Origin of the sequence: Kaistella chaponensis, assembly GCF_900156725.1 — a bacterium.
GTDB lineage: Bacteria > Bacteroidota > Bacteroidia > Flavobacteriales > Weeksellaceae > Kaistella > Kaistella chaponensis.
On sequence record NZ_FTOI01000005.1, the window covers coordinates 38,181 to 60,464 of the forward strand.

The 22,284-nt window shown below is 36.1% G+C and carries 21 protein-coding genes; 12 read left to right on the top strand and 9 right to left on the bottom strand.

Going from position 1 to position 22,284, the window contains the following annotated elements; genetic code table 11:
• Nucleotides 1-126: 126 nt before the first annotated feature.
• Both rpmA and rplU read right to left on the bottom strand, forming a co-directional pair.
• Nucleotides 127-384, bottom strand: a complete 258-nt coding sequence (rpmA, locus tag BW932_RS06525) for a 50S ribosomal protein L27 (RefSeq protein WP_076386625.1) — start codon at nucleotides 382-384, stop codon at nucleotides 127-129.
• Nucleotides 385-413: 29 nt separating this feature from the next.
• Nucleotides 414-1,070, bottom strand: coding sequence for a 50S ribosomal protein L21 (rplU, locus tag BW932_RS06530; RefSeq protein ID WP_076386627.1), 657 nt, complete (start codon nucleotides 1,068-1,070; stop codon nucleotides 414-416).
• A 125-nt stretch (nucleotides 1,071-1,195) separates the two neighbouring features.
• Between rplU and BW932_RS06535 the strand changes: the two genes are divergently transcribed.
• Complete coding sequence (locus tag BW932_RS06535) at nucleotides 1,196-2,290, top strand: acyltransferase family protein (protein ID WP_076386629.1); 1,095 nt, start codon at nucleotides 1,196-1,198, stop codon at nucleotides 2,288-2,290.
• Between the two features lie 36 nt (nucleotides 2,291-2,326).
• On the opposite strand, the gene BW932_RS06540 is transcribed toward BW932_RS06535, so the two are convergent.
• The gene (locus BW932_RS06540) at nucleotides 2,327-2,569 is read right to left on the bottom strand and encodes a hypothetical protein (protein WP_076386631.1); all 243 of its coding nucleotides are present in this window, start codon (nucleotides 2,567-2,569) and stop codon (nucleotides 2,327-2,329) included.
• A 142-nt stretch (nucleotides 2,570-2,711) separates the two neighbouring features.
• Between BW932_RS06540 and miaE the strand changes: the two genes are divergently transcribed.
• From miaE to BW932_RS06565, 5 genes are all read left to right on the top strand, one after another.
• Nucleotides 2,712-3,290: a tRNA-(ms[2]io[6]A)-hydroxylase gene (miaE, locus tag BW932_RS06545; protein ID WP_076386633.1), complete on the top strand. Its 579-nt coding sequence runs from the start codon at nucleotides 2,712-2,714 to the stop codon at nucleotides 3,288-3,290.
• Nucleotides 3,291-3,364: 74 nt separating this feature from the next.
• Nucleotides 3,365-3,985: a DUF502 domain-containing protein gene (locus tag BW932_RS06550; RefSeq protein WP_076386635.1), complete on the top strand. Its 621-nt coding sequence runs from the start codon at nucleotides 3,365-3,367 to the stop codon at nucleotides 3,983-3,985.
• A gap of 108 nt (nucleotides 3,986-4,093) precedes the next feature.
• Nucleotides 4,094-5,470 carry a tryptophanase gene (locus BW932_RS06555; RefSeq protein ID WP_076386637.1) on the top strand — a complete coding sequence of 459 codons (1,377 nt, stop codon included), beginning with the start codon at nucleotides 4,094-4,096 and terminating at the stop codon, nucleotides 5,468-5,470.
• A gap of 86 nt (nucleotides 5,471-5,556) precedes the next feature.
• A complete protein-coding gene (locus BW932_RS06560) occupies nucleotides 5,557-5,784 on the top strand; it encodes a hypothetical protein (protein WP_143745517.1) in 228 nt (75 codons plus the stop codon).
• Nucleotides 5,772-6,074, top strand: a complete 303-nt coding sequence (locus BW932_RS06565; RefSeq protein ID WP_076386641.1) for a type II toxin-antitoxin system RelE/ParE family toxin — start codon at nucleotides 5,772-5,774, stop codon at nucleotides 6,072-6,074. Before BW932_RS06560 ends, BW932_RS06565 begins: the two co-directional genes overlap by 13 nt.
• A gap of 169 nt (nucleotides 6,075-6,243) precedes the next feature.
• On the opposite strand, the gene BW932_RS06570 is transcribed toward BW932_RS06565, so the two are convergent.
• Together BW932_RS06570 and BW932_RS06575 are read right to left on the bottom strand one after the other, a co-directional pair.
• Nucleotides 6,244-8,370, bottom strand: coding sequence for an elongation factor G (locus BW932_RS06570; protein WP_245820678.1), 2,127 nt, complete (start codon nucleotides 8,368-8,370; stop codon nucleotides 6,244-6,246).
• 210 nt (nucleotides 8,371-8,580) lie between these two features.
• Nucleotides 8,581-9,531 (bottom strand): isopenicillin N synthase family dioxygenase, encoded by a 951-nt coding sequence (locus BW932_RS06575; protein WP_076386643.1) that lies wholly within the window; start codon nucleotides 9,529-9,531, stop codon nucleotides 8,581-8,583.
• A 271-nt stretch (nucleotides 9,532-9,802) separates the two neighbouring features.
• On the opposite strand from BW932_RS06575, the gene menD reads away from it, so the two are divergent.
• Nucleotides 9,803-11,467: a 2-succinyl-5-enolpyruvyl-6-hydroxy-3-cyclohexene-1-carboxylic-acid synthase gene (menD, locus tag BW932_RS06580; RefSeq protein ID WP_076386645.1), complete on the top strand. Its 1,665-nt coding sequence runs from the start codon at nucleotides 9,803-9,805 to the stop codon at nucleotides 11,465-11,467.
• Here the strand turns inward: menD and BW932_RS06585 are convergent, their stop codons facing one another.
• The 3 genes from BW932_RS06585 to BW932_RS06595 all read right to left on the bottom strand — a co-directional run bounded on the left by BW932_RS06585 (nucleotide 11,468) and on the right by BW932_RS06595 (nucleotide 15,680).
• Nucleotides 11,468-14,014, bottom strand: a complete 2,547-nt coding sequence (locus BW932_RS06585) for a DUF5686 family protein (protein WP_221404509.1) — start codon at nucleotides 14,012-14,014, stop codon at nucleotides 11,468-11,470.
• Nucleotides 14,015-14,092: 78 nt separating this feature from the next.
• On the bottom strand, nucleotides 14,093-14,719 hold the full coding sequence (locus BW932_RS06590) for an aminotransferase class IV (protein ID WP_076386647.1): 627 nt from the start codon (nucleotides 14,717-14,719) through the stop codon (nucleotides 14,093-14,095).
• Complete coding sequence (locus BW932_RS06595) at nucleotides 14,703-15,680, bottom strand: aminodeoxychorismate synthase component I (RefSeq protein WP_076386649.1); 978 nt, start codon at nucleotides 15,678-15,680, stop codon at nucleotides 14,703-14,705. Before BW932_RS06595 ends, BW932_RS06590 begins: the two co-directional genes overlap by 17 nt.
• 77 nt (nucleotides 15,681-15,757) lie before the next feature.
• Here BW932_RS06595 and BW932_RS06600 point away from each other — a divergent pair, with 77 nt between their 5' ends.
• The 4 genes from BW932_RS06600 (at nucleotide 15,758) to BW932_RS06615 (ending at nucleotide 18,760) form a co-directional block, all read left to right on the top strand.
• Nucleotides 15,758-16,480 (top strand): hypothetical protein, encoded by a 723-nt coding sequence (locus BW932_RS06600; RefSeq protein WP_076386651.1) that lies wholly within the window; start codon nucleotides 15,758-15,760, stop codon nucleotides 16,478-16,480.
• A gap of 68 nt (nucleotides 16,481-16,548) precedes the next feature.
• On the top strand, nucleotides 16,549-17,313 hold the full coding sequence (locus BW932_RS06605) for a hypothetical protein (RefSeq protein WP_076386653.1): 765 nt from the start codon (nucleotides 16,549-16,551) through the stop codon (nucleotides 17,311-17,313).
• A gap of 85 nt (nucleotides 17,314-17,398) precedes the next feature.
• The gene (locus tag BW932_RS06610) at nucleotides 17,399-18,481 is read left to right on the top strand and encodes an AI-2E family transporter (RefSeq protein WP_076386856.1); all 1,083 of its coding nucleotides are present in this window, start codon (nucleotides 17,399-17,401) and stop codon (nucleotides 18,479-18,481) included.
• Between the two features lie 15 nt (nucleotides 18,482-18,496).
• Nucleotides 18,497-18,760, top strand: coding sequence for a DUF3820 family protein (locus tag BW932_RS06615; RefSeq protein ID WP_076386655.1), 264 nt, complete (start codon nucleotides 18,497-18,499; stop codon nucleotides 18,758-18,760).
• Nucleotides 18,761-18,770: 10 nt separating this feature from the next.
• Here the strand turns inward: BW932_RS06615 and uvrB are convergent, their stop codons facing one another.
• Entirely contained in the window at nucleotides 18,771-20,762 is a 1,992-nt protein-coding gene (gene uvrB / locus BW932_RS06620; RefSeq protein ID WP_076386657.1) for an excinuclease ABC subunit UvrB, read from the bottom strand.
• A 249-nt stretch (nucleotides 20,763-21,011) separates the two neighbouring features.
• Here uvrB and BW932_RS06625 point away from each other — a divergent pair, with 249 nt between their 5' ends.
• On the top strand, nucleotides 21,012-22,253 hold the full coding sequence (locus tag BW932_RS06625) for a PQQ-dependent sugar dehydrogenase (RefSeq protein ID WP_076386857.1): 1,242 nt from the start codon (nucleotides 21,012-21,014) through the stop codon (nucleotides 22,251-22,253).
• Nucleotides 22,254-22,284 lie beyond the last annotated feature (31 nt).

Here is a 22,284-nt window from a genome sequence, read left to right on the forward strand (position 1 = left end):
CCACAACGAGGGAGCGCAACGCAGTGGAGCGACCGAGTGAGGAGTATGAGCGGATAGCACGAATTGTCCGCCCAAAAAAAAATCCCAATCAAAAGACTGGGATTAAATATATAAAACGCGTTTTAATTATGCGTTTGGTTCGATAGATACGTAAGATCTGTCGTTTGCTTTTTTTCTAAAAACTACTTTTCCAGCTACCAAAGCGTGCAAAGTGTGGTCTTTACCCATTCCTACGTTTTCGCCAGGATGATGAGTGGTACCTCTTTGTCTTACAATGATATTACCTGCGATAGCTTCTTGTCCACCGAAAATCTTAACTCCCAATCTTTTGGAATGTGATTCTCTACCATTTTTGGAACTACCAACTCCTTTCTTATGTGCCATTTTGTTTTAAGGTTTTTGGGTTATATTGATTAAGATTTTCCGCCGTTTAGTTCATCTTTCAGAGCTTGTAACTCATCCATTTTTCCGTCTGCAGCCAATTGAGCTTGTTGTGCCCAAGTTGTAGCATCCATTGCAACATAAGCTGCGCCGTTTGGATCTAGAATTGCTTCTAATTCTTCTTTGCTTTTTTTAGCTAAATCTGCAAAGGATTTAATTCCTGCTTCAACAAAAATTGCAGCTACTTTTGGTCCGATTCCTTCAATAATAGTAAGATCGTCTCCTTTTTTAGCGCTTTTTTTAGCAGCTGGTGCTTCCTCAGCAACTACTGCTTCTTTTTTAGCTTTCGGTGCTGCTTTTTTCTCTTCTTTCTTTGCATCGAAACCAGTGATTCCGGTGATTTGAATTTGAGTTAAAGATTGTCTGTGACCGTTTTTCTTTTCGTATCCTTTTCTTCTTTTCTTTTTGAAGATGATTACTTTATCAGCTTTCAGGTGATTGATGATTTCAGCATCAACAGTGATACCGCTTACAGCTGGGGCGCCGATTGTTGTAGAACCGTTTACAGTTAAAAGGACTTTATCAAAAGAAACTTTTCCTCCGATATCTCCTTTCAAACGGTTTACAAACAATTTTTGGTCTTGCTCAACTTTGTATTGAAGCCCTGCTATTTCTACAATTGCAAACATTGTTATAAATTTTTGTTAGTTAATTCGAGGTGCAAAGATATAAAATAATTTTAGATTATAAATTATAAATTTTAGATTTTTTCTGTAAGAGAATTTATCTAATTTTGAGCTACTTATCCTAATTTATGAAAAGAGATTTATACATTGATTTTGCGAAAGGTTTCGCCACACTTGCCATTATTTTTATTCACACCGTTTTTTGGTCGGGACAATTTTATATTCCCACAGAACTACGGGTTCTGTCTTTATTGGTTGATGTTCCTTTGTTTTTTGCTTTGAGTGGACTCACTTCTGGTAATAATATTGAAAAAACCCTTTACAGGTTGTTGAAACTGCAGATCACCTTCATGATTTTTGTGACTTTTCTTTTTTTCCTTGACTATTTCTTTAAGGTTTTTGGGTTGAATATTTTCGGTTTAGATTGGATGAAAAACTTCTACTCTACATTTGGAAGCAAATATGTTCCTATTAATATTTCAGATGTTCCGCAGTGGCAAAATTTGGGAAATTGGTATCTTCATTCTTATACCAATGCCGATACTTTTCCAGTAGTGATGGGAAGTTTTTGGTACTTAAAAGTCTATTATATCTTGACCGTTTTCGGGGTTTTAATTTTAAAATTTTTTCCAAAACATATCAATTTGTTTATTGGTTTATGTTTCGGATTAACTTTAATTTTTAATATTTTCCCTCAGTTTTATCCAAGTGGACAAGTTGGTTATGTGGCTTTTTACTTAGGATTATTTCTTGTGGCAAATCAATTGAAAGGCAAAAAAATCCCGACAAAATGGATTCCAATTTTATTTGGTACCTTAGGAATTCTTCTCATTTTCCTTTATTGGGATTTAGGGAAAGACCTGTTTTTAAAGATGAATAAGGCGAAATTTCCGCCAAAATTATTGTACATTTTTTGGTCATCTTTTTCACTACTGATACTTTTTACTTTATATAATCGATTGAAAATCAGTAAACCTAACTTTCTCACTTATATCGGTCAAAACGCTATCTTCTTTTATTTCGCCCAAGGAATGAGTTCTTCCCTCGTTTATTTTTTAGTTGTTGGGCAAAAAGATCGGTTTCAGTGGTGGATTTTAATGATCATCATTTACCTCATCAACATTTTTCTTGCCGTTGCGATTGCAAAATTTTTAATGAAAATAGATGCTTTAGGCTGGAAAACACTCGAGTTTTTACGAAAAAAAACTGCTTCAATCCATTGAAGCAGTTTTTTAAATTTCAGCAATAACCGCTGAGTTTTAATCTCTTTTTCCGTTACCTCTTGCGATAATTGCAATGATAATGATGAAAATTAAACCTCCAATTACCCAATAAATAGGATTGCTGTACCATTCTTCAATGGTTGTAGTTTTCGTAGTCGTGGTAGTAACATCTACTGTTGGAGTTGTTTTTTCTTGCGCAAACGCTAATGCACTGAAAAAGAAAGTTAATAGTAAAACTCCGAAACGCTCGATTTTTCTTGATAGTAATGCGGTATTCATAATATAATTTTTAATGTTTTAATTTTTATTCAAGTTTTATGCCATAAAAATTACTTTTTCGTAAGCCTTATTTTTCAACTGCAATATTGCCGCTTATTTTCCCTTTTAAATTCCTTAAATTTACGCCAGAAAAACAGAAATTATGTTTAAACTAAAACTTTTGACCGATCCAAGATGGGCAAATATTGCCGAGGGAAATTTAGAAGAAATCCTGACCGATCACGCTTGGTGTGAACAAAAAGCGACGACCAATGCAATCACGATTATCACGATGGTTCCGGAATATCCTGAAATCATCACGGAATTATTAAAAATTGCGCAAGAAGAACTCGAGCATTTTCAAATGGTTCACGAAATCATTAAAAAAAGAGGTTACACTTTTGGGAGAGAACGGAAAGACGATTATGTAGGTCAACTTTTCAAATTCATCGTACAGGGAACTCGAGAAAATTACATCATCGACAGAATGCTTTTTGCGGCCATGATTGAAGCCAGAAGTTGCGAACGATTCAAAGTTTTAACAGAAAATATCAAAGACGAGGAATTGAAAGTTTTTTACAAAGAACTCATGATTTCCGAAGCTGGACATTACGCCACATTCATCAAATTTGCGCGACAACTGGGCGATCCAGAAAAAGTAAACCAACGCTGGGAAGAATGGCTGGATTACGAAGCAGAAATCATAAAATCCTACGGAAAAAAAGAATCCATACACGGCTAATTTTTTCTGCAATTTCCTTCTGAATTTTACTATTTTTACCGAATACAATTAATCCTTCCCCGGAATTTCACGAGATGAATAGAAAGCAACATGACCGAATACTCAATACATTGGCAAAATCTTTTTTCCAGGGCTTGTTGATTATTGGTCCTTTTGCGCTCACCATTTGGATTATTTGGTACATCGTTTCGAGTATTGATAATATTATTCCCACGATTTCAGAGCGAACCTACCCAGGAATTACCTTTTTAATTGTCATTATTTCTACAACATTAATTGGTTATTTGGGAAACAAATTCATTATTGGAAGAGTGGTTGTCGACAGTTTCGATTACCTTTTGGAGCATACTCCGGGAATTAAATTCATTTATACTTCATTAAAAGATGTCATGACTTCTTTTGTGGGTGATAAAAAGAAATTCAATAAACCCGTTCTCATCAAAACCACAGAAAATCCAGCCATTTGGAGGATTGGATTTTTGACGCAAAGTGACCTTTCCTCCGTAGGTTTTCCCAATTACGTTTCTGTTTATTTGCCACATTCCTATGCTGTTTCAGGTTGGGTGGTTTTTGTTTTGGCTACTAATATTACGATTTTAGAAAACGTAAGTGCCGCACAAGCTATGAAATTTGCCGTAAGTGGTGGTGTCGCAGGTTTTCATTCAGATGACAATGTTTTTAAGGCACCGGAATAAGATTAAGGTTTAGGTTTAGGATCTCATCCTGAACACTATTGTATCTATTTATAGGGAAATTACTCAGTTTCCACCTTAACCTCATCCTCAAACTTTATCTCAACATCAATGAAATTACCATACGCTGAACCTTTTAGAATTAAAATGGTGGAAGAAATCCGCCAATCTACCCAAGAAGAAAGAGAATCCTGGCTGAAAAACGCCCATTACAATCTATTTAATTTAAAATCTTCGCAGGTTTTTATCGATTTATTAACCGACTCCGGAACTGGCGCAATGAGCGATCAACAATGGGGTGCTTTGATGACGGGTGACGAAAGTTACGCTGGATCCCGAAGTTTTGAAGCGTTGCATGAAACCGTGAAAAAAATCTCAGGTTATCAATATCTTTTACCAACGCATCAAGGACGAGCGGCGGAAAATGTTTTGTTTTCAGTTTTGGTGAAAGACGGCGATATTATTCCAGGGAACTCCCATTTCGACACCACAAAAGGTCATATCGAAATCAGAAAAGCACATGCAGTCGATTGTACAATTGATGAAGCTTTTGATGTAGATAATCCGCATTTGTTTAAAGGAAACATCAATTTAGAAAAACTCGAAGAAGTTTATAAAAGCCATCCGAAAGAAAAAATCCCGTTTTGTTTAATTACGATTACATGTAATTCTTCCGGCGGACAACCAGTTTCTTTAGAGAACGTAAAAGCTGTAAAAGAACTTTCCGACCGATACGGAATCCCCATTTATTTTGATTCTGCCCGATTTGCTGAGAATGCTTACTTCATCAAAATGAGGGAAAAAGGTCAGGAAAACCGAACTATCAAAGAAATTGCAAAAGAAGTTTTTTCTTACGGAGTTGGAATGACGATGAGTTCCAAAAAAGACGGTTTGGTGAATATCGGTGGATTCATTGCTTTGAATGATGAGAATATTTTCCGAGCCGCTTCTAATTTCACTATTATTTATGAAGGTTTCATTACTTATGGCGGAATGGCGGGACGAGATATGGCAGCTTTGGCGGTTGGTTTGAATGAAGCCACCGAATTTGCTTATTTGGAAAGCCGTATTTCTCAGGTAGAATATTTAGGAAACCGATTAATCGAGTTTGGAATTCCCGTGCAGAAACCGATTGGTGGACACGCAGTTTTCATCGATTCTTTGAAATTCTTGCCCAATATTCCGAGAGATCAATATCCGGCGCAAACTTTGGCGAACGAAATTTATAAAGAAGCCGGAATTAGAACTGTAGAAATCGGGACTTTATTGGCTGATCGCGATCCTGAAACCCGGGAAAACCGTTATCCAAAATTAGAGTTGGTTCGATTGGCAATTCCGCGCCGAACGTACACGAACAATCACATGGATTATATTGCAGTCGCCATTAAAAATGTGTATGAACGAAAAGAAGAAATTCAAAAAGGGTATAATATTGTTTGGGAATCTGAGATTTTAAGGCATTTTACGGTGCAGTTGAAGGAAGCTTAGAATTAAAATACATAAAACGTGCATTGCTAAAGTTTTAAACCTTAGCAATGTTTTTTTATGTAATTTTGAAATACAATTTAATCGTTATGACAACAATTACCATCAAAAACCCAAAAAATTTCAGCTTAGTTACCTTAAAGAAGTTGCTTAATTCTTTGGATATAGAAATTGTGAAAATTGAAAATGAAGACCAAGAAGAAATTCCTGCAGAGCATCTGCAAAGTATAAAGAAAGGTTTGGAAGAATTGGAGCAAGGATTGGGTAAAAACAGTTCTGAAGTTCACAAGAAAGCGAGAGAAATATGTTCTCGATAATATGGATGCCGGAAGCGGAAAAAGAATATTTTTCTAATCTGGAATATTGGATCGATCATAACAAATCCGCAGAATATTCTTTAAAAATAATTGAAGAAGTAGTAAAAACCGAAGCTCTCCTCACGACTAATTCATATATAGGAAAAATTACAAATTCCGAACTGAACGTTTTAAAAGTCATTGTTTCGAAAAAGTTTTATATATACTATAAGATTGTAGAAAAAACAATAAATATTGTTGCTTTTAAGGCTGGAAAGGAAGATCACAGCAAACATAATTTTGGGATTTAAACAGTAAGCCGCTCATCAATAGGCGGATTATTCCTATTCAAAGCAATTTGAAAACATAAAAAACCTCGGCTTTCGTCGAGGTTTTTACTTTAAATGTTATTGTTCACCAATTCAAATAATTCTTTTCTCTTTGTTCTTGGCTCTTTGTTCTTTATTCTTTTCTCTTATCCTAAACTACTTCCAACTGAGAATAATTTTTCACCAATTCCTGTTGAACATTTCCCGGAACCAATTGATATCCAGAAAACTTCATGGTAAATTTTGCTCTTCCACCGGTAATGGAACGAAGCGTAGAACCGTAATCGTGCATTTCCGCAAGTGGAACATCTGCAAGGATTTTCTGGTAATGACCCTCAGAATCCATTCCCGAAATAATTGCTCGTCGCGTTTGCAAATCTCCCATCACATCACCAGTATCTTCATCCGGACAAAGAATTTCTACAGAATAAATCGGCTCTAAAAGTTGAGGTTTCGCGTCATGAAAAGCTTCTTTAAAAGCTCCAGAAGCTGCCAATTGGAAAGAAATATCATTGGAATCTACGCTGTGCATTTTTCCGTCATAAACCGTGACGCGAATGTTTTGACAGTGAGATCCAGTTAATGGCCCTTCTTTCATCTGTTGCATAATTCCTTTTTTAATGGCTCCGATGTAGCGGTTATCAATCGCTCCACCCACGATGCACCAATAAAAAGCGAGTTTTCCGCCCCATGGTAAATCTTCGATTTCTTTTTGGCGGATATTCACGCCGGTTGGATCTTCCATTCCTTCATAGAAATTTTCTACGCGCATGTGAATTTCTCCAAATTGTCCGGAACCTCCTGATTGTTTTTTATGTCGATAACCAGCATCAGCTTTTCCCGTGATGGTTTCCCGGTAAGAAATTCGCGGATTGTCAAAATTCATTTTTACGCCAAATTCTTTTTGCAATCTTTGTTTCACCAAATCTAAGTGAAGTTGACCTTGACCGTGAAGAATTGTCTGTCTCAATTCTGCAGATTGCTCCACTTTTAAAGTAGGATCTTCTTCTTCAATTTTGTGCAAAGCAGTTACTAATTTTTCCATATCTGAAGCAGAATCGGTAGAAATTGCTTTTCTAATACGGCTTTCCGGGAACTTCATAGGACGAACTTTTCGGTCTAAACCTTTCGTATTTAAAGTATTATTGGAATGACCATATTTTAATTTTACGGTAACGCCCAAATCTCCGGCAACCAATTCTGTCACAGGAATTCTTTCTTTTCCTTCTGCGATAAACAATTGGGAAATTCTTTCGGTTTCGCCATTATTTGCATTAATGAGTTCGTCTCCAGGTTTTAGTTTTCCGCTGAGAACTTTAAAATAAGAAACCATTCCAACTTGCGGTTCAGAACTTGTTTTATAAATAAAAATTGTTGTTTTATCATCCGGATCATAGGAAATTTCACCGCCATTTTCTAGTTTTCTTGCAGGTCTTTCTGCTGGTGAAGGCGCGATATCATCGATGAATCCCATCAATCTTCCGCTTCCCATATCTTTTAAACCGCTTGTTACAAAAACAGGAAAAAACTGCTGTTTCGCTAAGGCAATCGTAATTCCTTTTGCCAATTCTTCCTCAGAAAGATACCCTTCTTCAAAATATTTTTCCATTAAACCATCTTCATTCTCCGCAGCGATTTCTACCAAAGCATTGTGCATTTCGTTGACTCGGTCGATTTCGCTATCTGGAATGGGTTTTTTCTCAGGTTTCCCACCATTTGCAGGAAATTCATACATCACCATTCGCAAAGCATCAATGATGGCATTGAAATTTGCACCAGAATTAAAAGGATATTGAATTGGAACTACTTTTGACCCAAATCTTTCCTTGGCTTGTTCTAATGTTTTTTCAAAATCAGCTTTTGCATGATCCATTTGATTAATCACAAAAATTGCCGGAGTTTCATATTTTTCAACATATTCCCAAACGATTTCTGTACCCACTTCTACTCCATTTGCTGCATTTAAAACGATCAATGCGGTATCAGCAACTTTCAATGAAGAAATAACTTCGCCCACGAAATCATCAAATCCGGGAGTATCAATGATGTTTAGTTTATTTCCTCGCCAGTTAACGAACATTTGATGGGAGAAAATCGTTTTTCCTTTTTCATGTTCCAAATCGGTATTATCACTCACCGTGTTTTGTCCTTGAACGCTTCCACGGCGTTTAATCGCCCCTCCTTCGTACAACATGGTTTCAATCAATGTAGTTTTACCACTGTCGGAATGACCCAATAACACTACATTTCGTAAATCTTTAGTATTAGCACTCATCATATTTAGTTTTTAATATTTTTATGGAAATGCTAAAAAGGAAATGACCTGCATTTGATTTTTAGGTAGTTAAAGTTACGAAAGATTTAGATTGGTTTCTTACAATCTGATCGCAAAAAGAAATGATTTATCGCAGACTTCTAAGTAAATTTTGCATTTTAAACAAAAAAAACGGACAAAAATGCCCGTTCTTTTACTCATCAAAAGATTCATTTATATTTTGATCAAACCGAGTTCGACCAGTCTTTCATAAAGAAAATCTCCAGCGGTGGTATCTTCATACAATTTCGGATGATTTTCATCTACACAATTTTCCAAAGCATTCAATGGCATTTCGCCTACAGGATGCATAAAAAACGGAATGGAATACCGCGAAGTTCCCCACATTTCTCTGGGCGGATTAACTACTTGGTGAATCGTAGATTTCAGTTTATTATTGGTAAGTCTCGACAGCATATCTCCCACATTGATCATCAATTCATCGGGTTGAGCAATGGCATCGATCCATTCTCCATCATGATTCATGACCTGAAGTCCTTTTCCTTGAGCGCCCATCAAAAGCGTAATCAAATTGATGTCGCCATGCGCTGCAGCACGAACTGCATTGTCTGGTTCAGAGGTAATTGGCGGATAATGAATGGGTCTCAAAATAGAATTTCCTTCGCCCACGAATTGGTCGAAATAAAATTCATCTAAACCCAGATGAAGCGACAAAGCACGCAAAACATAAATCCCAGTTTTCTCCAGCATTTTAAAGGCTTCTTTTCCAACGGTGTTGAATTTTGGATTTTCCGCCACTTCTACATTATCCGGATAAACTTCCGAATACTTGGAGCCCTCTTCCAAATACTGACCAAAATGCCAGAATTCTTTAAGGTCGCCTTTTTTGAAACCTTTGGCGGTTTCTTTACCAAAACCGACGTAGCCACGCTGTCCACCAATTCCGGGGATTTCGTATTTCTGTTTTGTTGCGACAGGAAGTTCAAAGAATTGCTTTACTTCTTCATACAATTCCTCGACCAGTTTTTCATCCAGAAAATGTCCTTTTAGCGCTACGAAGCCGATTTCTTCGTATGCTTTTCCGATTTCATTTACAAATTTTTGTTTGCGTTCCGGGTCACCCGAAAGGAAATCACGCAAATCCACACTTGGGATCTGTTTCATTTTGTTAGATTTAAAATTGAGTTGCTAAATTAAGATTTTTTGCTTAACCCCCTATTTTTTGTGAATGTTTCTGAAAACCTCTATTACCAAACCAAAAAGGAATCAATTCCAAAATGGAACGTCCTCGCTAGAAAAGCAATTTCGTTAGCTTGGTATTTATCTTGAAAGCGATTCTGATTTACATTAAATTTTATAAGGTCTATTGAATCAGCATTAAATATTTATTCGTTAAAATTTTAATTATCAGTAAATTTGTACCTCAATTTATTACATGAAACAATTCTCTTCCAAACGAAGCATACAGATTTTAGCCTATCTTTTAAAAGAATACGGAATTTTCGATATCATAATTTCTCCAGGTTCCCGGAATGCGCCATTGGCAGTTCACTTTTCTGAAATGGAGGAATTGAACTGTTACAGCATTGTAGATGAAAGAAGCGCTGCTTTTGTTGCAATGGGAATGGCAAAAAGCTCAAAAAAACCTGTAGCAATCACCTGCACAAGTGGTTCTGCTGCTGCCAATTATTATCCCGCAGTTACCGAAGCATTCTACTCGAATACGCCGCTTTTAATCTTAACTGCAGATCGACCTGTTGATTTTGTGGATATTTTTGATGGTCAAACGATCCGTCAAAAAGATTTGTATCAGCAACATTCTTACGGAGATTTTCAGTTATTGGAAGATGGCGAAGAAAATGCGGAGGAAGAAAATTTCTCTTTAATTAAAAAAGCCCTCGAACTTTGTTTTGAAAAGCAAGGTCCGGTTCACATCAACATTCCTTTAGAAGAACCTTTGTATGAATTGGTATCGGAGATTCCGCATTTTCCGGCAGTGGAAAAAACCATTCAGCAAAAATCTGATGAATTTGCGCCCAACCTTGCTGCAGAATGGAATACATCGAAAAGAATATTGGTTTTAGTCGGAACGCGTGATTATAGCGAGGAACTGGAAATGCAGTTGTCTCAACTCGTTAAAAATCATAGTGTAGTGGTTTTAAAGGAAGTGACTTCCAATTTGAGGCATGATAAATTTTTCGCCCATATCGATCGGTATATTTTTAATTTCACCGAAGAGGATTTCAAGACTTATGCACCAGATTTGCTGATTACCATTGGGCAAAACGTGGTTTCAAAAAAAGTAAAACAATTTCTGCGCAAAGCAAAACCGAAAAAACATTGGCATGTGGATGAATTTTGGCATCCCGATACCTACTTTGCGCTCACCGAAAAAATAAAAAATTCGCCGGAAAAATTCTTTTCAAAATTATTGAAATTTGTGTCGTTGGAGCCAAGTCCGTATTATAATTTATGGGATGTTTTGCGCGACAAAAGAGATCTTAAACATAGCGAATATTGCCTGAGAACAAATTTTTCCGATTTTAAATTTTTCGAAGTACTTTCTTACAAATTACCCGAAAACATTAATTTGCATTTTAGCAATTCCTCTGCAATTCGATATGCACAGCTTTTTGATTTTCAGAAACATACCGCCTATTGCAACCGTGGAACGAGCGGAATTGATGGTTCAACTTCTACAGCAATGGGTTTCGCCATGAAGAGTGCAAAGCAAACGGTTTTGGTTACCGGTGATTTGAGTTTTTTCTATGACATTAACGGTTTGTGGAATAATTATATACCACCTTACACGCGAATTATCGTATTTAATAACGGCGGTGGAGACATTTTCAAAATTATTCCGGGACCAAGTTCTACCAATGCTTTAGAGGAATTTATCCTGACCAAACATCATAAAAACGCGGAACATCTTGCAAAACATTTTGGCTTTTCCTATACCAAAGTGGAGGATGAAGATACGCTTTCGCGGGTTCTCGATAATTTCTTCAAACCAGAGCCAAAAGCAAAAATTCTAGAAATTGACACTGCAGCCATCGAAAATGCGGAAGTTTTAAAAGGGTATTTCGAATTTATAAAGTAATTAGAAAACAACCTGAATACCAAATTTAACCGCGAATTTTCTGACTTCCGGTCGATCGAGATAATTTCCGCGCCAGTTGAAATCGACGCGTAAAATTTTAAAATTACCCAAACCAATATTTTCTAGGCCGAAACCATATTCGTAATAAACCTGTTGATCAGGAGCGGAGTAGCGTTTGTTATCAAAATTTATATTTTTTGCCGCATCGCTTAAAGTTCCGTAAGCACCGCGGAAAAAGATAAGTTCGCGAAGTTTAAGTTTCTTAATCAAAGGAACGTAAGAAATCAGTTTTCCATTAAAATGATGTTCAACATTCATCGTGGTGTACGTATCTGCAACGAATTCGTAATACTTCAACAATGAAAAAGTATTAAAAGCCAAGAAGTAAGACTGGTTTCCCGGAATGATGGTCTGAATGGCAAGTGGAACTGCATCGAAATTTTTTCCCGCCTCGAAATTGACATTCGTTTTGCCCAAATTTCCTAACAAAATTTTCTGGGCATAGAGAAACTGCAATTTGTTATAATCAAAATCTCCCTCCAAAACGTTTGCGAAACCATGCGTGTATTTGAGGATAAAAGTAGGAGCAAGCGTTCGCAGCGTGGTTCGATCAACACCATACTGCACATATTTTGCGCCCGGTTGTAAGACCAAACTAAAGGTCGTGTGAAAATCAGTAAGGCCCGACTTCAAGGTATTATCTTTATAAAAATCGAGATTAAATTTTTCCGGATTTGCTGATATTATATTTTGTAAAGAAGCATCCAAACGCACGGTAAAATTTCTGATCGGCTCCATGGAAAAGAAAAGATTGTTTTGCTTTACAAAACTCAGAGATGCATTGCTTCCCGATGTCAAAATTCCTGAAGATCCGTAGGATGGCGTCATAATTCCCTCATCGTACATTAAACTTGCCCCGAGTTGCATGACATCAAATTTGCTCCCGAAACCGATTGTAGCACGATTTTCCCGATTGAACATGTATTTCCCTTCAACACCGTATTTGAATTTTCGGTCTCTAAAACCGTACGCAGTATAGCCTGCAATTCGCCACATATCATTTGGCGAGAAATACGTTCTGGCTCCTACGCGAACACGGTCACCTTCTACTTCATTATAGCCATACAGTGCATAAATGCTCCCAAAATCAATGGCATTCCAAGCATTGAAATATCCGGATTGTACAATTTCGACGATTTTCACAATTCTTTCAAATTTCGGAACCTTATGAAGTTCTTCAACCATGGTATAAACATTCTTCTCCGATTCCTGCAATGGCTCAACTCTGTTTTGTTCCCAGAATTCATTGGATTTGACAAGATCTTCATCGCTTAATGATTGTCGTCGGTCTTTTAATAATTGGTCGGAGAAATTTTGGTTAAAGAGGTAATCGCTGTATTGATCTGTTCTTTTAAAGAGAATACTTTTCGAATCTTTTTTCTTCGAAAAAACAGACATCTCAAGTTCGGTGTAGGTTTTTTTCGGAAGGAAAACGGTCTCGTTCGGAGAGTCGTATTCGATTTCCATATAAATTCCATTGACAAAATTTACGTTGAGTTTATTGGGAGATTTCAGCGTGGCTCTCACAATATTATACGTATCTCTTGATATGAATAAATCCCCTTGGAAAGCGATTAATTCTTTTCTCCGCGGAAAATATTTGATTTTGAAGCAATCTGTGCCGTTCACAGAAAGCGAATCGGTAAGTTCGTAATCATAACTGCTGAAACCATCTGTACCGACCGGACTTGGAAAGCCGATATTAAAAAAATTCAAAGTATTATCGTAGAGATTGATGTCTCTGAACTGGTTTTTTGCGGAGGCAGCCATTCGCTCATTATTATTAAAGCCCGAAAATTTATTGGCTACAATAATTTTATTTTCCTGCTTATCTGGTTTATTTCTGCCGTAGGTTTGGAAAATAGTTTCATTAAAGAAAACAGGAAGGCTGAGTTTCTTGTCGAAATTTGCAGAATCTGCATAATCAAAGATGAACTCTAGCTTATTGAAGATTTTTTTTTGTTTGAAAGTACTGTCGATGTTATTCAGACCGATCTCAATTTTCTCATATTCTTTGAACTGATAATCATCATAGTTCGCAAGTCCGTTGGTTCTTTTTCTTTTCCAAACTTCCTGCATAATTGCATAGGCAGGATTTTCTTTTTTATTTTTATATTTTTTCTTAGACCGTCCTGAAATCATCACTTCCTGAATGTGTTCGACTCTTTCGGACTGCATTTTGATCACCAAATTTTCATATTGACCATTGGAGAAGGTAAGAACTACCGTTTTGTAGTTTTTTTTGATAAAAGTAACGGTTGCGATTTCTGAATCTGCAGAAACTAAAAACTTTGAATTCTTAGCGGTCAGTTCTGCACTTTCACGGTTATTGATGAAAATCTCTACCCCATTAATTGGTTTCTGGGTTTTGGCATCGACAATGGTTCCCGAAATTTTATTTTGAGAAAATAGGAGCGTTCCAACTAACAGAAAAAATAGAATTTTCAAAGGTCGAATAACAGAAAAAGAGAGTCTATTTTTTTTCATTTCAGGCTTTTCAGTAATTACAAAATCGGCATTTCAAGGGTAAAATGAAGGCAGGAAATTAACGAGAATTAATCTCTATTAAATATGCAAATAATCTGAATCTTCGGGTAAATTTTTAATTTTAGATATCGGGTAAATAAACATATCATCAAAGTCATTCATCGAATTAATGATCTGAAAATGAGAGTATTCTTTCAAATTTTGTGGCGTGATCTCTGCTTCTTTAATTTTCTTGTTTTTCAACAAATGTTGGCGCTGAACACCATTTAACAAATAAGTAGTTGGCGTAAACCAGTCTTTTCCTTTTTTGAATAAAAGATTGGAAAAAGAGGTACAGGTGATGTGATTATTTTTCACAATAATAATTTCGTCCGCTTTGGACAAAGTTTTCATTTTCTCCAGCTCTTTTCTGTCTTCAAATTTAAAGGAATAGTCGTAACTATTATTTTCTACCAAAAGAAAGTTATCGATCTCCGAGATTGCGTAAGGAATCATCTGCGTGCGAAATTTTCTGTCTAAATCGTACGTAATTCTCAATTTATACAGACCATCTTCGTCATGTTGCAGGTTTTTGTAAATCTCCTCAATGTTCACCGAGCCTTCTTTACCAAAATGTTCAAAAGTCTTATTGACCCTGCTTTGATGAAGATCCGCAAGAAATATTTTCTGGTCTTCTATTTTAATGCTTTCAATGAATTGGGACATAAATTTTGTTTTTCATTTCTTGGTATTCGTCGGCAAATTTACTCAAATGCGTGATTCCACCACCACTTTTAAAAAATAATTTTCCGTTTTCTTTTTCGATAAATCGTATCATGACGCAGGAATCGAGGTTTTCACCATCAAACCAACCACAAACTCCGGTGTAAAAACCTCTGTCGTAATTTTCAGCTTCTACAATTATCTCCAGCGTTTTAGGTTTTGGCGCACCGAGAATAGATCCTGCAGGAAGCAAAGTTTTCATAACCGTGCCAATTTTATTTTGAAATTCAGGTTTCAATTTACCTGAAATTTTTGAACTCATCGCATACAAATCCTTTTGCTGCGTTTTTATAAAGTCAATTCTTTGAAATTCGTCAACTTGCACTTCATCTGCAACCATACTCAAATCATTTCTGAGCAAATCGACGACCGTGAAATGTTCGGCTTTTTCTTTCACATCATTTTTCAAAATCTCTACCGCATTTTCTATAGAAGCCTCGATCGTGCCTTTCATTGGATGCGTATAAATTTGATCATCGATAATTTCCACAAAAGTTTCCGGCGAGAAGAAAACAAATTCATCATTGTACCAAACTTTATATTTCGCTTTGGAATGGTAGAAAATTTCTTTCAAAGTTAAATTAATGGCGATTTCGGTTTTCACCGTGTAGTTGGTAAGATACGAATTTCCTTGCCGTAAGTTTTCCTGTACAAAATCAAACCCTTTGCGATAAATTTCGGCACTTTCTGAAAGTATTTTTAGCTCAATTTCAGCATTTTCCGCTTCCGTGGTTTTGATATTTTTAAAATTCTGAAAATCAATCAATAAGCTTTCTTCCTCAATCTCATTTTCTAGAAAAACCTCTACTTTTTCGAGTAAAAAATCGACCATAAAAAAGAACGGAACTTTCTTCAGCGAAAGTTCATCCATAAGATCAAAATTTGGGTGATAAGTAGGAAACATGAGCACAAAAATAAGGAAAAGAGGGAACTAAAATCAAAAAAGAAGAGCTTTTAAACTTAAAAGATTATTTTTGCGCCATGGAAAACAACGATCCACGAAAATCTGGCATTGAACAAATTCTGAAAACCGCGTTTTGGTACTGGAATAAAACTTTAATTTATCAACTGTTCTACAGTTTGCTCTATTTTTCATTATTTTTTATCGGATATTTTTATCTCTTCAAATATTTTGGACTTTGGGACGAGTTTTCGAAATACAGCGATTTGGTAAGAACCGATCTTCCTGCCTTCAATAAAAAAATGGAGGAAATTGCGAGATTGCCTCAAGCAAGAAATTTCAGTTTGGCTTTCTTTTTCCTTTTAGCTCTGATTAACCCTCTAAATGTGGGGCTTTACAAAATCTTTAGAAAAATAGATTTGAAGGAACCTATTTCTACGAATGATCTTTTTGCGGGTTATTTGGGATTTGATTTTTTCAAATTTTTTGGTTTCTATCTGTTCTGGATCATCATTTTCACGTATGCAAATGCCTTTTTATTACTCGGTATATTCTGGCTTTTGATTACACTATTTTCTATTCCACTTATGTTTTTCATGGATGTGAAGACCTTTGAAGGAATCGGTTTAACGATAAAAGCGTTGAAGAAAAATTTCGGAATGATCGCAATAGGTTGTGTTGTTGCTTTGATTTTCGGCTTAAGTGGATTGCTGCTTTTTGGGATCGGTTTCCTGCTCACTTTTCCGTTTTGGAATGCAATGGTTTATGCACTTTACCAACATATTTATAAAGAAATCGGCTAAATATCATTTTAATTGTAATGATTTTCGTATTTAAATTTTAAATTTGGGAAACATTAAAAATTAAAACTATGGAAAATTTCAGTGAATTTGATCGACAAGGTCAAGCTCCAATAACCGAGGTCGGATCGATTATTTCTCATGCGTGGGAAAATTACAAAGGAATATTTGGCTACACGTTACTTTATGCTTTGATTGGCGCAATTGCTTATGGTATTCTTTCCATTTTTTTGCCAGGATCTTCTGAAAATGTAGATGCTTATAAAGAAATTATCGAAAGTGTAAAAAATGGCGAATCGATTGATATGGAAACCATTTCGGAAATGCAATCTAATATGGGGATTGGCAGTCGCGTTTTAACAGGATTATTGGGCGTCGTTTTCGGAGCGCTTTTGTATCCTTTGAATGCGGGATTAATGTATATCGCGCACAAATACAATTTCAGAAAACAGATTGATATTTCAGATTTATTTATCGGATTTAGACAAAACACCATGAATTTGATTCTATATGGCGCAATGGTAACTTTGCTTGCAACCATCGGATTATATCTGTGTGTTTTACCCGGAATTTATATTTATATCGCTTCTTTCATTGGTTTGCCGATCATCTTTTTTGAAAATAAAACAGCGATTGATGCCTTAAAAAAATCATTTTCTATTACCAATTCCAACTTTGGCATTTTTTTAGGTGCGATTCTTTTGTCTTGGCTAATTTCGGTGTCAGGAATTATTCTTTGTTGCGTCGGAATTTTATTGACAATGGGCTTTAACATGTCTGTAAAATATTCATTGTATTCTGCTTTTTGTGGAACACCTTATGAATTAAATAAATAAATTTCGCGGCAAAGAGCTCCTTATTTAAATATATGTACATTTGAAAACAACAGAAATTTCTGTTGTTTTTTTTAAAATCAAAAATATGTCTACTATTAAAGATCAGATCAGTGAGGTCACCATCAAACAGATTTTTTTGCTGTTGGTAATTATCATTCTTGGAGGCTTAATTTGTTTTAATTTGGCTCTATTTATTCCTTCCATTTTGGGCGCAATTACGTTGTATATCATTACCAGAAAATACAATCTATATCTGCAGGAAATAAAAAACTGGAAACCTTGGGTTTCTTCTCTTGTTATCATTGTTGGAACTTTGATTGTCTTGATTTTGCCTATTTATTTTATCGCAGATTTACTGGTTGAAAAACTGGGAAACGCAAATGCGTACATGGGAAAATTCAATATTTTCATTGATAAAATCCACGATTTCGTGTACCAAAAAGTAAAAATTGATATTCTAAGCAAAGAAAACATCACTCAATTAAAAACTACCGCTGGAAAATTCTCCACCAATGCTTTGAGTTCTACTTTTAATACACTTACCATCATCGCTTCCATGTATTTTATCCTTTATTTTATGTTGGAAAAACCTCGACTTTTTGAAAGACTTGTTAAAAGTTCGGCACCTTTGAAAAAATCGAATGTAAATTTATTGGGAGAAAAAATTCAGAAAATGGTTATTGCCAATGCAATTGGAATTCCTGTAGTAGCGATTGGACAAGGAATTATTGCGCTGATTGGTTATCTTATTTTTGATGCACCAAGTGCAATATTACTGTTTGCTTTAACGGTCATTGCTTCGATGATTCCAATTGTAGGAGCTGCAATTGTTTATCTTCCGGTTTGTATTTTTATGATTGCATCAGGAAATACAGGAACAGGTTTAGGATTAGCGGTCTATTGTGTAGTTGTAGTGGGACTCACCGATAATTTATTGCGTTTTACGCTGTTGAAAAAATTAGAAAACATTCATCCCCTAAATACCGTTTTCGGAATTATTCTCGGATTAAATATATTTGGATTTATGGGATTGATTTTTGGACCGATACTTATTTCGATCACCATCATGTTGATTCAGGTGTACAGAGATGAGTTTGCAGATGATGAAAACGAGTTGATTCTTCCCGAACCCAAAGAAATCGAAAAGAAAATAGATTTATCCATTTAAGAGAAAACAGAAATAATGATAGAAGGTTTAAACCCAGATATACTGCAGGAAATCTGCAAAGTCGAGATGCCTTTCGGGAAATATAAAGGAACTGTTTTGGCAGATCTTCCCATTAATTATTTAGAATGGTTTCAGCGAGAAGGAATGCCACCTGGAAAATTAGGAATGCAACTTTCTACCATTTATGAAATCAAAATGAATGGTTTGATGGATCTTTTAACCCCACTTCGGGGACCAATTTCAAATGAAAAACCTAAAAAGAAAATTTTTAGGTTTTAGAATAATTCCTCTACGCTTTTAAAACTGCAAGTTCATCGCGCAATTTAGCAGCTTTGATGAAATCAAGATTTTTCGCGGCAGCTTCCATCGCTTTTTGTTTTTCAGCAATGAGTTTCGTGATATCTTCAGTTGCATAAGTACTTCTTTGTTCCGCAACCTGTTTTAGAATTTCTTTTTGGGTATATTTTTCATCCGGGAAATCTTTTGCACGTCCCACCAAAACTTCTGATATTTTTTTATTCAAAGCCATTGGAACTTGGCCATGCTTCTCATTATATTCCATTTGTTTTTGTCGGCGATAAATGGTTTCATCAATCGTTGCCTTCATTGATTTGGTCATTTTATCGGCATACATAATCGCTTTTCCGTTGAGATTTCTCGCAGCACGACCCACCGTTTGTGTCATCGATCTTCTTGATCTCAACATTCCCTCTTTATCTGCATCCAAAATAGCCACTAAAGAAACCTCCGGTAAATCCAATCCTTCTCGCAATAAATTAACACCAACAAGAACATCAAAAATACCAAGTCGTAAATCTTGCATGATCTGAATTCGGTCCAAAGTTTCTACATCGGAGTGAATATATCGGGTTCTGATTCCAAATTTTGTGAAATATTTCGTGAGTTCTTCTGCCATTTTTTTGGTTAAAGTCGTCACCAAAACGCGCTCATCAACTTCTGTTCGTTTGTGAATTTCTTCAATGAGATCATCGATTTGGTTGATGGAAGGACGTACTTCAATAATCGGATCCAATAATCCTGTCGGACGAATAAGCTGTTCGATGTATTCTCCACCACTTTTTTCCAATTCGTAATCAGCTGGAGTTGCAGAAACATAAATGACTTGATTTTGTACGCCTTCAAACTCTTCGAATTTTAAAGGGCGATTATCCATCGCAGCGGGAAGACGAAATCCGTGTTCCACCAAAACTTCTTTTCTGCTTCGGTCACCTCCGTACATGGCGTGAACTTGCGGAATGGTAACGTGACTTTCATCAATCACCATCAAAAAATCTTTCGGAAAATAATCCAACAAACAAAACGGTCGGGAACCGGGTAATCTTCCGTCAAAATAGCGCGAATAATTTTCGATTCCACTGCAATAACCAAGTTCTTTCATCATTTCTAAATCGAGTTCGGTTCTTTCTTGAAGGCGTTTTGCTTCGAAAGGTTTTTCAATTTCTGTAAAGAAATCCACTTGTTTCACCAAATCATCCTGAATTTCTCGAATGGCACTTACCTGCGTTTCTTTCGAGGTTACAAAAAGATTTGCGGGATAAATCTGCATCTCCTCAAAAACATCCATCACATTTCCAGAAACAGGATCGAAACTTTGAATGGTTTCAATTTCATCGCCAAAAAACTGAATCCGAATCGCATTATCGGTATATGCCGGAAAAACATCAACAACATCTCCTTTCACGCGGAATGTTCCCCGCTGAAATTCATTCAGCGTTCTGGAATACAAAGCATTAACCAAAGAATGAAGCAAATTGGTTCGCGTCATTTTTTGATTTTTCTCAATGGAAATTAAGGATTTGTTGAATTCTGTGGGATTTCCAACACCGTAAATACAGGAAACCGAAGCAACAATTAAAACATCGCGTCTTCCGGAAAGTAAACTGGCAATGGCAGAAAGCCGCAATTTCTCTACTTCTTCATTGATGGATAAGTCTTTCTCAATATAAGTGTTGGTAGAAGCGATAAAAGCTTCCGGTTGATAATAATCGTAGTACGAAACAAAATATTCAACGGCATTTTCGGGAAAAAACTCTTTGAATTCTACGAAAAGCTGAGCCGCCAATGTTTTATTGTGCGCCAAAACAATGGTCGGTTTTTGAGTATTTTGTACAATATTGGCAACCGTAAATGTTTTCCCCGAACCGGTAACTCCGAGAAGGGTTTGGTATTTTTCGCCAATATTCAAACCTTCCGTCAACTTTTCAATTGCTTGAGGTTGATCGCCGGTTGGTTTGTATTCTGAATGAAGCTGAAATTTCATGGCGTAAAATTACGGAAATAAAAATGTTGCGAAATACTTTTTAAATCCCTGATTGTAAATGATGAACATTGAGTATTTAAATCGGGGTAATTCCGTTCAGAAAATCCGGCGTTCTTGGTAGTGATCCTTAATCTGCTTTCAGTGTGATTGCCTTTAAAGTAGTGCATCAATTCAAATTTCTGTACGATAGCAATGATTTAGATTTTCGTAGGGGAATGTTTTTTGATGGTAATACAATTAAATATTTATATGAAAACCTTAATTTCAACTTCTATTTTGCTTTTCAATTTAATTGCGTGCATTTCATGTACCGGTAACTCAGCTAAAATCGACTTACAAAAGACTGGTGTTTCAGAGAATTCTCCGCTCAAAAATCCTGAAACAGCAGATAAAAATTCACCTGAATATGAACCTGCTTTCGCTGGTCAAACCCGAACACAAGGTGTAAAAACCAAAACTGCTTACAAAGTTGACATCATTAATGAAGACTTAGAAAAACCTTGGGGAATTGTAAACTTTCCCGATGGCCGGTTTCTGATTACATCAAAATCAGGGTATATGAATATTGTTTCAGCTGATGGAAAAACCATCACTAAGGTTGAAGGTTTTCCAGAAGTTGATGACAGAGGACAAGGCGGTTTATTAGATGTTGCTTTGGATCCCGATTTCAAAAACAACAGAATGATCTATTTTACCTTTTCTGAATCTGTAGCGAACGGAAATAATACGGCGGTTGGAAAAGGAAGACTTTCAAATGACGAGAAAAAAATAGAAAATCCTACGGTCATATTTCATGCAACACCAAGTTATGATGGTAAACTGCATTATGGAAGTAGGTTGGTTTTTGACAAAGACGGACATCTTTATGTAAGTACAGGAGAACGTTCAGATATAGAAACCAGACCTTTAGCGCAAAACACCATGGCTTATTTGGGTAAAATTTTAAAAATAACGAAAGAGGGAAAAACCGCTCCAGGAAATCCATTTATCGGAAATTCGAAATATAAACCTGAAATTTATTCATACGGACACCGAAATCCACAAGGTTTGGCGCTAGATGAAAAAGGACAACTCTGGGAAGCGGAAATGGGTCCAAAAGGTGGCGACGAAGTTAACCTCATCAATCCAGGCAAAAATTACGGATGGGGCGATGTAACGTATGGAAGAGAATACAGCGGTACGAAAGTTAGCGCCGGAATTCAGCAAAAAGAAGGAACAGAGCAACCCGTTTATTATTGGGATCCTTCAATATCAATGAGTGGAATTACATTCTACACGGGAAACATCAATGAATGGAAAAACAATCTGTTTTTAGGAGGTCTAAGTGGTGAGAAAATAATCCGTTTGGTGATCGAAAACAATAAAGTAGTCGGTGAAGAATGGCTTTTAGAAGATCAAAAAGAAAGATTCCGTGATGTTTTGAATGGATCAGATGGAAACTTGTATGGAATTACAGATAGCGGAAAACTATATAAAGTATCAAAAAAGTAAGATATTTGAACAATCGGAAATCATTGAAGAG

Excerpts from the sequence above, each read along its gene's own strand:
- rpmA (WP_076386625.1), bottom strand. The coding sequence starts at position 384 with ATGGCACATAAGAAAGGAGTTGGTAGTTCCAAAAATGGTAGAGAATCA.
- rplU (WP_076386627.1), bottom strand. The coding sequence starts at position 1,070 with ATGTTTGCAATTGTAGAAATAGCAGGGCTTCAATACAAAGTTGAGCAA.
- BW932_RS06535 (WP_076386629.1), top strand. The coding sequence starts at position 1,196 with ATGAAAAGAGATTTATACATTGATTTTGCGAAAGGTTTCGCCACACTT.
- BW932_RS06540 (WP_076386631.1), bottom strand. The coding sequence starts at position 2,569 with ATGAATACCGCATTACTATCAAGAAAAATCGAGCGTTTCGGAGTTTTA.
- miaE (WP_076386633.1), top strand. The coding sequence starts at position 2,712 with ATGTTTAAACTAAAACTTTTGACCGATCCAAGATGGGCAAATATTGCC.
- BW932_RS06550 (WP_076386635.1), top strand. The coding sequence starts at position 3,365 with ATGAATAGAAAGCAACATGACCGAATACTCAATACATTGGCAAAATCT.
- BW932_RS06555 (WP_076386637.1), top strand. The coding sequence starts at position 4,094 with ATGAAATTACCATACGCTGAACCTTTTAGAATTAAAATGGTGGAAGAA.
- BW932_RS06560 (WP_143745517.1), top strand. The coding sequence starts at position 5,557 with ATGACAACAATTACCATCAAAAACCCAAAAAATTTCAGCTTAGTTACC.
- BW932_RS06565 (WP_076386641.1), top strand. The coding sequence starts at position 5,772 with ATGTTCTCGATAATATGGATGCCGGAAGCGGAAAAAGAATATTTTTCT.
- BW932_RS06570 (WP_245820678.1), bottom strand. The coding sequence starts at position 8,370 with ATGATGAGTGCTAATACTAAAGATTTACGAAATGTAGTGTTATTGGGT.
- BW932_RS06575 (WP_076386643.1), bottom strand. The coding sequence starts at position 9,531 with ATGAAACAGATCCCAAGTGTGGATTTGCGTGATTTCCTTTCGGGTGAC.
- menD (WP_076386645.1), top strand. The coding sequence starts at position 9,803 with ATGAAACAATTCTCTTCCAAACGAAGCATACAGATTTTAGCCTATCTT.
- BW932_RS06585 (WP_221404509.1), bottom strand. The coding sequence starts at position 14,014 with ATGAAAAAAAATAGACTCTCTTTTTCTGTTATTCGACCTTTGAAAATT.
- BW932_RS06590 (WP_076386647.1), bottom strand. The coding sequence starts at position 14,719 with ATGTCCCAATTCATTGAAAGCATTAAAATAGAAGACCAGAAAATATTT.
- BW932_RS06595 (WP_076386649.1), bottom strand. The coding sequence starts at position 15,680 with ATGTTTCCTACTTATCACCCAAATTTTGATCTTATGGATGAACTTTCG.
- BW932_RS06600 (WP_076386651.1), top strand. The coding sequence starts at position 15,758 with ATGGAAAACAACGATCCACGAAAATCTGGCATTGAACAAATTCTGAAA.
- BW932_RS06605 (WP_076386653.1), top strand. The coding sequence starts at position 16,549 with ATGGAAAATTTCAGTGAATTTGATCGACAAGGTCAAGCTCCAATAACC.
- BW932_RS06610 (WP_076386856.1), top strand. The coding sequence starts at position 17,399 with ATGTCTACTATTAAAGATCAGATCAGTGAGGTCACCATCAAACAGATT.
- BW932_RS06615 (WP_076386655.1), top strand. The coding sequence starts at position 18,497 with ATGATAGAAGGTTTAAACCCAGATATACTGCAGGAAATCTGCAAAGTC.
- uvrB (WP_076386657.1), bottom strand. The coding sequence starts at position 20,762 with ATGAAATTTCAGCTTCATTCAGAATACAAACCAACCGGCGATCAACCT.
- BW932_RS06625 (WP_076386857.1), top strand. The coding sequence starts at position 21,012 with ATGAAAACCTTAATTTCAACTTCTATTTTGCTTTTCAATTTAATTGCG.